General features: G+C 39.8%; 11 protein-coding genes. 8 read left to right on the top strand and 3 right to left on the bottom strand.

Going from position 1 to position 12,049, the window contains the following annotated elements; genetic code table 11:
- Window positions 1–895, top strand: an 895-nt coding sequence (locus H5202_RS12095; protein WP_220493865.1) for a sugar-transfer associated ATP-grasp domain-containing protein, incomplete at its 5' end; no start/stop codon positions are given.
- On the opposite strand, the gene H5202_RS12090 is transcribed toward H5202_RS12095, so the two are convergent.
- Entirely contained in the window at window positions 867–1,784 is a 918-nt protein-coding gene (locus tag H5202_RS12090; protein WP_182772295.1) for a hypothetical protein, read from the bottom strand. The two genes, H5202_RS12095 and H5202_RS12090, sit on opposite strands and share 29 nt — an antisense overlap.
- 122 nt (window positions 1,785–1,906) lie before the next feature.
- Between H5202_RS12090 and H5202_RS12085 the strand changes: the two genes are divergently transcribed.
- The 6 genes from H5202_RS12085 to H5202_RS12060 all read left to right on the top strand — a co-directional run bounded on the left by H5202_RS12085 (window position 1,907) and on the right by H5202_RS12060 (window position 8,096).
- Entirely contained in the window at window positions 1,907–3,577 is a 1,671-nt protein-coding gene (locus H5202_RS12085) for an ATP-binding cassette domain-containing protein (protein ID WP_182772294.1), read from the top strand.
- A gap of 272 nt (window positions 3,578–3,849) precedes the next feature.
- Window positions 3,850–4,014, top strand: coding sequence for a hypothetical protein (locus tag H5202_RS12080; RefSeq protein WP_182772293.1), 165 nt, complete (start codon window positions 3,850–3,852; stop codon window positions 4,012–4,014).
- A 9-nt stretch (window positions 4,015–4,023) separates the two neighbouring features.
- A complete protein-coding gene (locus tag H5202_RS12075) occupies window positions 4,024–4,296 on the top strand; it encodes a PqqD family protein (protein WP_182772292.1) in 273 nt (90 codons plus the stop codon).
- A 135-nt stretch (window positions 4,297–4,431) separates the two neighbouring features.
- Window positions 4,432–5,283, top strand: a complete 852-nt coding sequence (locus H5202_RS12070) for a hypothetical protein (RefSeq protein ID WP_182772291.1) — start codon at window positions 4,432–4,434, stop codon at window positions 5,281–5,283.
- Window positions 5,284–5,285: 2 nt separating this feature from the next.
- Entirely contained in the window at window positions 5,286–6,176 is an 891-nt protein-coding gene (locus H5202_RS12065; protein WP_182772290.1) for a sulfotransferase domain-containing protein, read from the top strand.
- A gap of 21 nt (window positions 6,177–6,197) precedes the next feature.
- Window positions 6,198–8,096, top strand: a complete 1,899-nt coding sequence (locus H5202_RS12060) for an asparagine synthetase B family protein (RefSeq protein WP_182772289.1) — start codon at window positions 6,198–6,200, stop codon at window positions 8,094–8,096.
- A 99-nt stretch (window positions 8,097–8,195) separates the two neighbouring features.
- On the opposite strand, the gene H5202_RS12055 is transcribed toward H5202_RS12060, so the two are convergent.
- Together H5202_RS12055 and H5202_RS12050 are read right to left on the bottom strand one after the other, a co-directional pair.
- Window positions 8,196–9,434, bottom strand: coding sequence for a tail fiber domain-containing protein (locus H5202_RS12055; protein ID WP_182772288.1), 1,239 nt, complete (start codon window positions 9,432–9,434; stop codon window positions 8,196–8,198).
- Between the two features lie 2 nt (window positions 9,435–9,436).
- Window positions 9,437–9,889, bottom strand: coding sequence for a hypothetical protein (locus H5202_RS12050; protein WP_182772287.1), 453 nt, complete (start codon window positions 9,887–9,889; stop codon window positions 9,437–9,439).
- Window positions 9,890–10,249: 360 nt separating this feature from the next.
- Between H5202_RS12050 and H5202_RS12045 the strand changes: the two genes are divergently transcribed.
- Window positions 10,250–12,049: DUF7933 domain-containing protein (locus H5202_RS12045; RefSeq protein ID WP_182772286.1), on the top strand; the 1,800-nt coding region annotated here is incomplete at its 3' end.

Raw genomic sequence — 12,049 nt, 5'->3', positions numbered from 1 at the left:
CTTTAAACTTTATCAGACTTCTTCAAGGCTATGGTGGCAATACGTATTTGATTTTCAATTACCTTTTTTTCATTCCACATATCAATTTAAGGCTATTAGTCCAACCTCACAGGCTTTTTTGAGTAATAAATTAACCTTTGCCGAGCGCTTGTCTAAAGCTGGCGGTCAAACCGTTGCTACCCTTGATAGTGTTAACCTAAACGATAATTGGGCTATAGAAGCGTGGTTAAAGTTGTCTGATAACGTTTTTATTAAACCGGAATCAGCATCCAGAAGTATAGGCTGCGTTAGCCTAACGAGACATGATACCGATTGGCAATTTGATTATTTAGGCAAACAGTATTATGGAGATGAAGGGCTTAATGCTGTTAAAGCATTATTGCCAGCATGCAAATATATAGTTCAACCTTTATTGAGTCATCATTCTGAAATGAGTGCTTGGCAGGATAGTGATAAAACCATCACGTTGAGGGTTGTAAGTTGCCTAGAACAGGGTAAATGTCACTTAGTCATCGGTAATCTTGAGCTAAATGATGATTCTCATCGACGGTTTAATGTGTTTGCAATTGATGTATTAAATGGCAGTGTGATATTGGACCAAGACTATTGCGCAAAAGTCATGGGAGTTGATTTAACTACCCGGGTGACAATACCATTTTGGCAATCTGTAGTTGATGAAATAACACTTGCTCACAGTTTATGTGCAGATGTTCACACTGTCGGGTGGGATGTGGTTATTACCGATACTGAAGTGGTATTACTTGAAGGAAACATAAATTGGGGCGTTAACCCTCTTCAATATGCTGCACAAGCACCATTATTACCGTTATTAATATCACAGAGTAGCCAGTTTACGGTTACTCCCACTAAAGCGTCAACAGTTGACTTGCGATAACCTCACCATACTCTTTGTATGAAGTGAATTGAGATATTTCTGGAAGTTGCATTGTGTAGCTTTTACATTGATGTTGAAGAATTTGATTCAACAAGAAGAATTGCTGTTCGTGCTTGAATGCGCCTATTAATCTTGGGCGATATACGTTTTTTCGAAGTCGTGTGAATGATTCAAGCTGATTAATTGGGGTGATTTTAGGCTGAATACATTTTAAGCGTTCAGGTTGAAGATGAATGCATTTTACAATCGGTAACGCCTGTTTAGCCATTAGCTCCAACGGGATATCCCAACCGAATTTATTAATACCAGGTGCAGTATTTGACAGTTGTGTTGTATCAATCCCCATCGCTTCTAGCTGTTCTGGTGACAATTTAAAACGCCTATGGGATGGATGTACATTTAATATACCGTGACTGTCTTGATGCAAAGCGACAATATCGTCACCAAATATATTGATATTGGCTAGTAGTAAAGACGTTGCTAAAGTGCTTTTTCCGCAACCGCTTTCTGCCAATATTATTATTGCGCCTTTATGGGTTTCAATTGCGATACCATGAAGTGGAATGTTGCCCCTAAGATGTAACATCATGCCGAGCCCTGAACCGAGTGTAGCCGTTATGGCATGCGGTTCAGTTAATGTAGTCGGGAAGTCTACAGTGATTAAGCCTTTTTTTTCTAGAAGGAAACGCCCAAAAAGAGCTTGTTTAAAAAGTGTTTTTTCACCATCAAATTGCAGTCTAGTATGAGTTGTAAATTGTGCTGATAACACATTGGGGACCGCTCCTTGTATGATGGATATATCGGCACCGGCATTAGCGAAGGGAGCGGGTAAAGCAAATGACGTTTCTACGTTCATTCCATATATGCGATAAATGTTTAACGGTGACAACTAGAACCCCATTTAATTGATATAAGTATATGCTGGTAAGGCATGATAACTGAATATGTTTACAATACAAAAACAACCGTAAGTTAATTTTATTAAGATGAGTAAAGAAGGCTGTAGATAGAATGTCGTCTAGTTTTAATGCATTAAAAAGATATTTATACGGATTGGGACAACAAGCCTCCAAGTTACTCGTGCTTGCTTTTGGTCTATTACTGTTAAGTAGTTTTACTGAAGGCATCGGGATATTAATGTTGGTACCCGTGGTTAACTTTATGTCAGATCCAAGCCAAACCTTGCCCAGTTGGCTAGAGGTTATTCCAGGTTTTAACCCTGAGGTGCTTTCTTTAGAAATCGTGCTGGCATTGTTTTTATGTTTGCTACTTGTGCGCTCTACTTTGGTGTATTTTCGTGAGCGAGTGTTAACCCTAATCCGTCTGCAAGCCACAGATAAACTGCGCAAAAAACTGTTTGAAACCATGTTATTTTCAGATTGGCAGCAAAGAATTAATTCCGAGCAACATCAAGAGTTAGAGCAGCTCACTAATGGAGTTAATCGCGTCGGAATGGCTACTTTCTACATTCTAAAGCTAGCGACTACGGCTATTTTTCTTATCGTATATAGCGTGGTATCAATCATTATTGCCCCTATAGCATTATTAATAGCCATCGTAGTCGGCGGTATTATCTTATTACTTTTTCGCCACATTTTTCGACAAGCAGCAGAATTTGGTACGGGTTTGACTAATAGTAATAAACAGCTTTATCAAAGGGTGATGTTTTTCTTAAATGGTATGAAAACGGTTAAGGCATGTGCATATGAAGCACAACAACTTAAATCGTTTGAAATGACTCAAAAAGAGTTAAGAGACAATCAACTAGCATATCAAGACAAAACAGCTTTGCAGCAATTAGGTTTTCAAGTGATAACGGCATTACTTTTGTGCGTGTTAGTTTTTGTTGGCTTGAAAATATGGCTATTAGGCGTTGCTGAGCTTGTGGTGTTGATTGTTATGTTTAGCCGAATGATGCCCATGCTGTCAGACTTACAATCAAATACTCAGCGTTTATTGCATATGTTACCCGCGTATATTGATATTGAGGACGCGATTAAAAAAAATCAGCAAGCTCATATGCCAAATAACACACACATTGTTCAATTTCCGCGTAAGCACTTGGCATTACAAGGGGTCAGTTTTGCTTATCAAACACGTTCACCCTTATTATCAAATATTAACATTGAGTTTCCACTGCATAAGATTACCCTAATAAAAGGTCCGTCAGGACAAGGTAAAACCACGGTTATCGATATTCTAACCAGTTTGCTTACACCCTCTGCGGGGAAGGTGATGTTAGATGGCAATCCGCTGGATGCAAGTGCGCACCATTCATGGCGTCAACAGGTGAGTTATTTGTCTCAGGAACCATTTTTATTTCACGCCAGTGTTCGCGACAATATTCTATGGGGCGAGTGCTGTACTGATAGCGAGATCTATAGTGTGCTATCTCAATGTTGTGCCGATTTTGTTAGTGAATTACCTCATCGTCTTGACACCATGATTGGTGATGGTGGCATACAACTTTCTGGTGGGCAAAGGCAGCGCCTTGTATTGGCAAGGGCATTAGTTAGAAAGCGGCCATTGTTGATTTTAGATGAGGCAACTAATGCGCTGGATAGTGAGACCGAGAAAGAAATATTTATAACTTTACAGCGATATCGAAACTCAATGACGATTGTTTTAGTCAGTCATAGTGAACAGGCTCAGACTTTTGCTGATAAGACAGTGCTTTTATAAAAAGTCAAGTTTTTGATAGTTTTAGTTGTAGGTGTGTTTAACTGAATAATCAAAATGAGCAATAATTACAGATAATCATTTGTAAAAGCTTGTTGCAGTTTGTTGACTAATTCGTAGTTTTCGGTTGCAAATCAGGATATACTTTGTAAAGATTAAGTTATTAAGATTGTGGTCTTTTAAACTACAATTAATTCAACTATCAACTATCAACTATGAACTATCAGCAGTTTTGTTCATTTTGATAGATTATTTTTAAAACGGGAGCGATATAAATGCAACATAAAACTAAAACAAATAATGAACTAGATGTGACAAGTATTGAAAAATCAGTTTGGTCAAAGCCTGAGATTGAAGTGATTGATATTGGAACTACGGCAGGTGTTAAGTTTTTTAATGGCGTTGAATCAACTCCTACATCACCAAGTGGCCCATCATAGGTATAGTGTATGTTGCTTTATAGTCAACAAAAAGCGCTGAGTGTTGCGCCCATGGGCGATGAACTAGTGATGATGGATGTATTGCAAGATCAATATTTGGGGCTAGATACGACAGCAACCCATATTTGGGGATTATTAGCTACACCTATCAGTGTTGATGAGCTTGTGATTCAGTTGATGTTGACATTTGACGTTCAAGAAAATGACTGTCGTCGCGATGTTGAAGATTTTCTTCAACAGTTAGTCGATAGAAAGCTTGTAGAAGTCAATGCGGCTGCTTAATTTGCAGCCCGTTTATTTAAGGCCAAAATTCCCGTGCTTTACTCTCTGTACAATCTTACCTTTGATAGCCAATTTATCCTTCCAAATTTTCCTTGTGTTCAAGACACTCATCCTGCAAATATTTGCATAAAAAATGTGGATAAACTAGATGTCGATACTGCTTTCTTGAGTCAAGTTGGCGCTTATTGTTGGCTGAATTCGTCAAGTTTTCTGTTATCGATTCCTCGATTGGCTGACTTTTATGTGCGCGACGGACAGTCGATTGAGGTTGCTGTTGCCGACGATGCCGATATGGCACTGGTGATCACTTATATTCAAGGTTATATGATTGCTGTTGTTATGCAGCAACGTGGCCAACTGGTCTTACATGGCACTGTTCTGCAAAAAAATGGCAGCGCTATTGTTGTTTGCGGTAACTCAGGCAGTGGTAAATCCACGTTGGCGGCAACATTGTTGACCCAAGGTTGGCAATTAGTATCCGATGATTTATGCGTTTTTGATACAAATGGCAAAGTGCTACAAGGCTGTAATGATCTTAAAGTCTGGCCAGATGTTGCTGAGGTTTTGCAGTTGTCAGAGGCCAAACCCTTAGCAGCCCAAATTGGAAAGTTGCAGTATTTGCCGGAAGGTCCATCAATGGGTAATGAAGATGCTAATGAAAGGTTAAACGCATTCCCATTAGCGGCAGTCTATTGCTTAAGTGAAGAGTACGATAAAGAGCAAAGTGAAGCTCGGGCTGATGGCGTTTTAGCTGGTGTACTAAGCGAGTTTAAGGGGATGCGTAAATTTGCACCGCTTAAAGCCAATCGCTACCGAACTCAATTTTCAACAGCAATGGGGCAAGATGCACTGTTTATGCAGCAGTGCAGCGCCTTTTTAGCAAAGACTCCTGTTTATGGGCTTGATCGCGGCAAAGCAAAACTGTCACTAGAAAATCTTCACGCATTAAGCCGCTTTATTACTGATTCATTTGAGGCTCTAGTTTAGTTATGTCTGCAGGTATTTACTGGCTCGCCTCTTACCCGAAATCCGGAAATACTTGGTTGAGAAGTTTTATTTTTGCCTTACAAAATCAATCTACGACTGATGTTACAACAATTGATATTAATCAATTGCACACTGGCGCTATAGCTAGCAGTCGCAGTTGGTTATCGCATGGCTTGGGTGTGGAGTTAGGATTGCATTCGGCTGAGCAAATTGAGTCATATCGTAGTGATGCGTATCGCTTTATCCATAGTCAATTGACTGAACCTGCTTATCATAAAATTCATGATGCCAATCATCTTTGTGCTTCGGTTGGACACTTGTGTTCGCCTGATGCCTGTGCAGGTGCTTTGTATGTGGCCCGTAACCCCTTCGATGTGGCCATTTCATTTGCTAATCATATGGGCGTTTCGCTTGATAAGAGCATAGGTATGATGGGCACCAGTGATTTTGCACTGCTGGCAGATAATAAAAAATATCGGCCGCAGGTGCGGCAGCATATGGGATCCTGGAGCGACCATGTTACCTCTTGGATAGACTGTGATTTACCAATATTAGTAGTGCGTTATGAGGATATGCTGAATAACTCACTTGTGTGCTTTACGCAGGTTAGTCAATTTTTGCATTTATCTGATGATGAAAACTCAGTTAAAAAAGCCATTGCAATGTGCCATTTTGATAAGCTTAAAAAGCAAGAAAATATGCATGGCTTTAAAGAGCGACCCGTTAAATCAAAAGCTTTTTTTAGAAAGGGCATCGTAGGGGATTGGCAAAATACGTTATCTCTGTCTCAAGTCGATAGGCTGATTACCGACCATGGTGCCGTGATGCAAAGGTTAGGCTATCTTGATGACAACATGCAAATCACGCCACTGTGTTATCCCACTAATATTTAGTGGTTATTTAAAGGATGATGCATGAGCACGATTCACTGCGTAATTGATTGGCAAAAAGTGTTACCCGAACATGCTATGCAAGCTATGCTGTCTTGTAGTGACTATTGGCAACCTGATGCTCGTCATCATATACAGGTAAGTGACCAACCTGATGTCCGTTTTGCAAAAGCATGCCTATATAATCGGCCGAACGCCGAGCAAGACGCAGTATTATTAAGTGATTGCGGACAATATGCGATTGTTGCCAATGCGCAGCTTGATAACCGCGATGAACTTGCCAATAAACTGCAGTTAACAGACTGTCAGCACTTGTGCGATGCAGGTTTTATTTTACAGGCTTATCTATGCTGGCAAGAGGAAACCGCCGCTCATTTGTTGGGGGATTTTGTTTTTATCATTTGGGATAAGGTGAAACAGCAGCTTTATTGTGCTCGAGATCACTTCGGGGTTAAGTCGCTGTTTTATTCTATGCAGTCTGGACGAGTTGTATTGTCAAATGAGCATAAAGCTTTGCTGGTGCCCGAGTTGGCCATTTCGCGTCAACTCTCCCATCAATGGCTGGCTGATACATTTATGCCAATTACTACGAATGAATTCCTTTCTCCTTTCAATGCTATTCAGTCTTTACCTGCGGCGCATCAGCTTGTAATAAATCAGCAAGGGCAAAGCTGTAAACCATATTGGTCATTAAAACCTCAAGTGCTACCAGCATTAACGGATGATGAAAACCTTGCTAGGTTAGCTAAGTTATTTGAGCTGGCAGTGGCGCGGCGTTTAGTATCGCAATACCCCATAGCCGCCGAATTAAGCGAAGGCTTAGACTCCAATGGCGTGGTGGGATATGCCAGTCGTTTGTTAGGTGATAAACCTTTATATACTATGTCCTTTAATGGTACCGCGTTGAACGATGATAATGCGTCAGTTTGGTCAGATGTCTATCAAGAGTTGTTTGATGCAATCGATCTATGGCCAAATGTAAAGCCGCTTTGGCGCGAAGATACTCCCAGCCTATTGAAAGCAGGTGCGTACGCCAATACATTTGGTGGTCCTTCTGTTATATCCTCTTGGTATGCGCCTCGGGTTGCCCTTGCCCAGTCTCAGGGGTGCCGGACTGTGCTTTCAGGTTGGGGAGGGGATCATTGTGTCACTGGCTATGGCGATGAATATATTCATGAATTATTTTTTGGGCGGCACTATCTTTTATTGTATCGACAGCTGAAGTTACGTCAGCAACGTGGACGTGGTGGTAACCCAATAAAAGCTATGCTGCGATTGTTAATCCAACATCAAATACCCCAAGTGTATAAAAAGCAACTTCAATTGCGTAATGGGTTAGCGAAGCAGTCGGCTGATTTGTTTTATCATCCAATATTGACTGCCAAGGTTACTCATAAGTTAGCTGAAATAATCAAACCTTATTATGCCATAATTGACAAAACCTCAGTGCAAGCACGTGACCATCGCGAGCTGATTGAAGTTGGCGTTCAACGTCGTATGACGTTGACTGAAATAGCCGCACGGCATTATCGTTGTGAGTTCCGTTACCCTATGCTGGATAAAGAATTGGTGGAGTTTGCCTACAGTTTACCGAGTCATCTTAAGTGCAAATATGGCGTTGAACGTTATATGTTTAGAGAGATTTTAAAAGGGCATACAACAGAGCGTATTCGTATGAGACGCAAAGCCGATGTATTAACGACGCTTAATATTGATAAAATGCAAGAAAAGTCAGATGAATTGTTACAAAAAGTGGTTGCTAATTGGGCATCTGACCTTGATGCTATTTTTGATAAAACTGCACTAGCACAAGTGGTTCAAGACTATCCACATATCGCTCAACGGTATTTATTGGTGATTGAATCACTGCAACAGCAGCTTGAAAATGGCTCAATTTATATGGATCAATCTAGTGACATGTAAATTGAGGTATTATTAAATAGATGTTTAACTCAGATTTAAACTAACATTCATCAATGTCCTAGCAAATCTGAGTAAACACAGTATAGAAAACGTCGGAATTTATTTTGTCTTCATTTCCAAATCTGAAATTCGTTTCGACAACTCTTCTATTTGTTGGTCCTTCTTCATATTCAAATCATATAACGCTTGGATTGCGGCTAACGATATACCGGCAGAATCAATCGCGGAAATGTGTTTGTCATCATTTCCGCCAAGACCAAATAATTTATAAAAATCTTGCGCCATAGGGCCGATATGTTGTTCACTAACACTTTGAGATTTGTAATTCCATTTAGAAATCGCCAATTTAGAAATGGCACCGAGTATTTCAGTGCCATTAATAGTCTGAAAATTCTCTTTCTTGTTCACATCAGAAGTTAACAACACGTTGTTTGCTGTTACAGTCCCTTTAGTTGTGATGTTACCTGTCGAATCGACAATAAACACCTGTCCGCCAACGTTGTTAGTAAAGGAAAATGTACCATCTTGTCTAGAACCTAGTAGCCAATAGGCAACAGTTGGCGAAGCTTCTGTATTTGACATTTTTAGATAGCTGTTACCAGCATGTGCTAATTCGAGAAGTACTGAGTTTCTAGCTGCATTTGTATTTTCAACTAAAACTGAACTTGTTGAAAGGTTAGTACTTGTCGAGTCAATGACATGTAATTGTGCATCTGGACTTGCCGTGCCTAAGCCTATATCACCATCTGTATCGATGTATAATGAGTTACTTGGTGCACCCGGTCTAATTCTAAAAGGAAGTGTAGAACCGTTGGTTGCATCACGAATAAAAAAGTTTGTCTCGTTTCCAGCTACATCCCATGTTTGTGGGGTAAAGCCTGAGCTACCATTTTGTTCTAAGCGGATTGTTGGGCTGTCACCATTAGATATATGTATTTCAACTACTGGATTATTTGTACCTAATCCTATTCTGCCGCCATCATCAACATACAATGAGTGGCTTGGTGCCTTTGCTTCTATAGTAAATGGCGTGCGGCCTGAGGTGGTATCATCGATTGAAAATTTATTTTGGCCGCCGTTAGAGGAGTCATTGGCGGTTAACTGCCAATCGTTACTCGGGAAGCTTCCTGTGGAACTGGTGTCATCAAATTTTATGCGTACGTTATTTTCTTTAAGTCTTAATGTATCAAAACCAAAACTTTCGCCATTAACACAGTCAAAACCCATACAAGCACTACTGGTTATAATAAGGTCATCGTTGATGACTTGGTCTGCGTAAAGGTTAGCAGAGACGACTAGCGGGATGATTGCCAAAGCAAGTTTACGTGTTGTTTTCATTTTTAATACCTGCTGTTTTGGATTTGCTGGGTATTCAGCTCAGGATCCGCTTCTGTTATTTCGCCTAAAACAAACTGATTATCACTGACGTTAAAATAACCTGATGTTGTTTCTATAAGGCCTGTATTGCGCTGCGCATTTTTGCGTCCGGTTTTAGGGTCCGTTATATACTCAAGTTTGCCATTTTGTATGTACTGAATTTGGTATGTATAGTTACCAGCATCGGTAATCTTTAACGTTTCGATATCAACTTGTGTTTTATTGTTTTTGAGTGTGTAGCTGGTGTTGAATTCTTTTGGGCCGGAAATGGTGATAGTGGCTTCGTCGAAATTATTACCAGTATCGATATCTAATACCGAACCACTTACTGCGATGTTATTTGCTATGCAAGCGGACGACGTTAACAGTGTCGCTAGACATAATGTGGCTTTGATTGTTTTTCGTACTGATTTCATTTTTTAAGCCTCTATTTTCTTCTTTGAGCTTATTTTAACCAAAAAGTAACAATTAGCAAATTATTAGCTGCCTATGAAATAAATTATAAATGTGTCCTTAATGATTTATTGAATGGGAGTGTTGTTTGAATTTTAGTTAACTCTAATTTGAGGTTACTTACTGATCTTGTTTTTTAAGGTTTTTATTATATTTTTTCATGTTTTTTTTGTTTGGCTTTACAGTAGTTGTTTACATTAAAATAATAAAATAAGGTCGGGTTTGTTTTTTGCTGTTATTATTGTTAAATAAATGTAACTTCGTGCTTGCTTCAGCTCTGTGGTAAGCAACAAGCCAATAATAAAAATGAGAAAGGATTCGCTATGACTGCGATGCTAAAAAAGACACTAATTCGTTTATCTAACGCTTCACGTTTGGTATACATATTGGCATTAGTCGCTAGTTCAGCTGCGTATGCTGTGCCGAGTGACCTTTCTTTAACTGGTAATTTGAGTAGCCCGACTATTTCAGTAAATAATTCCAGTACCTTAACCTATACATTATCAAATTCCTCCTCATCAAATTCAGCTTCTGCTATTGGCTTTACTATCAATCTTCCTACTAACGTTGTAATCGCTGATCAAACCAATGATTCTATGTCTTGCGGCAGTGGTGATTACACTCTTTCTGCAGGTGGTAATTCGGTTATAGCGAGCGGTTATCAGTTAGGGCAAGGGCAAAATTGTCAATTAGTCTTTAATATTACAGCCAGTGCTGCTGGTGTGTTTAATATTACCAGTACAGAATTATCATCGAGTGATGACATTGGCCCAGATTCTTCTACAACGTTAACCGTTAGTGATACTAATGTGTTTGCAGCATTAAGCTTGTCTTCATCGTCGATTTCTGCCGGTGGTTCTACAGAGTTAACATTAGCGCTATTTAATCCTTCCGATGCTTCTGTCTACGGTTTTAGTGGGCAAATTATTTTACCCGAAGGATTGGTTATCTCATCAACAACTAATTTAACATCTGATTGCGGCGATTATATGACGTTGGCGCAGTCGGCGGATGCCCGTTCTATTACATTATCTTCACAAAATAGTCCCTTTGAATTTTTTGCTTTCTTACCCCCAGGCTCTGTTGGCACTCCCTCGAGTTGTAGTGTCATTATTGATGTTTTGTCTAGCGGAGCAGGAAATTTTAATTTAACGACCTCTGATATGACGTATAGCGGTGGGAGCATTAAGATAGGCAAGGCGGGCGCTTCATTGTCGGTGCAAAAACAATTTGTCAATATGGTGCTAGATCCATTCACTGTCACTCCTGGGCAAACCGCTAATCTTAATGTGACATTAACCAATTTTGACCGTAGCAACACAGCCAATAATATTACTTTTACCGATGATCTTAATGCAGCGTTAACTGGGTTAATTGCTACAGGGTTGCCATTAAATAATGCGTGTGGCAGTGGTTCGGTTGTTTCGGGAACCGGTTCAGTTAGCTTAACTAATGGTAGTTTAGCTGGCGGTGAAAGTTGTTCGTTCACTATTCCCGTTACTGTGCCTGTTGGTGCGAGTATTGGTTCATATACTAATACAGTAAGTAATATTTCCTCTTCGATTGATACCTATCCTAGTGTTACAAATTCTTTTCGTGTATCGAATGCGCCCACATTAACTATGTCGGTTGTTGAATCGCCTATTACAGCAGGTGATGCTATTACCTTACGTTACACGCTGACGAATATAGATGGTGCTAATGCGGTGTCTGATTTAACTGTCAGCACGGTTATCGGTGCGACATCAGTTGCGTCGATTACGACTTTACCAGGCTCTAATTTTTGTAATGGGTCAGGAATTAGTGCTATTTCGTCACCTACGATTGACTCTTTCAATGTCGATCTATCTGCTATCACTCTTGCAGCGAGTGAGTCTTGTTCTTTTGATGTAGGTTTAACTCTTAGCGAGGGATTAAATTCTGGTAGTTATTATTTTACTGCACAGCAAATAATAGCAACTATTGGCGGTAATAGTGTTTCTAGCAAAAGTCCATCTGCCAGTGCTTCGATAATAGTAGATACCGCACCAAGTTTACGTTTTTCGTTTCAAGATAATGTCATGCTTCCTGGCGCTTCTGGTTTTATCGATTTTGAATTATCACATCACTTGAATGCTTCTGCT

Source organism: Shewanella sp. SG41-4, assembly GCF_014164505.1.
Taxonomy (GTDB): Bacteria; Pseudomonadota; Gammaproteobacteria; order Enterobacterales; family Shewanellaceae; genus Shewanella.
This window is presented reverse-complemented; position numbering and strand designations above follow the sequence as displayed.

Bases quoted from the DNA above. Each gene is read 5' to 3' on its own strand.
- H5202_RS12085 (WP_182772294.1), top strand. From the start codon at position 1,907: ATGTCGTCTAGTTTTAATGCATTAAAAAGATATTTATACGGATTGGGA.
- H5202_RS12080 (WP_182772293.1), top strand. From the start codon at position 3,850: ATGCAACATAAAACTAAAACAAATAATGAACTAGATGTGACAAGTATT.
- H5202_RS12075 (WP_182772292.1), top strand. From the start codon at position 4,024: ATGTTGCTTTATAGTCAACAAAAAGCGCTGAGTGTTGCGCCCATGGGC.
- H5202_RS12065 (WP_182772290.1), top strand. From the start codon at position 5,286: ATGTCTGCAGGTATTTACTGGCTCGCCTCTTACCCGAAATCCGGAAAT.
- H5202_RS12060 (WP_182772289.1), top strand. From the start codon at position 6,198: ATGAGCACGATTCACTGCGTAATTGATTGGCAAAAAGTGTTACCCGAA.
- H5202_RS12055 (WP_182772288.1), bottom strand. From the start codon at position 9,434: ATGAAAACAACACGTAAACTTGCTTTGGCAATCATCCCGCTAGTCGTC.
- H5202_RS12050 (WP_182772287.1), bottom strand. From the start codon at position 9,889: ATGAAATCAGTACGAAAAACAATCAAAGCCACATTATGTCTAGCGACA.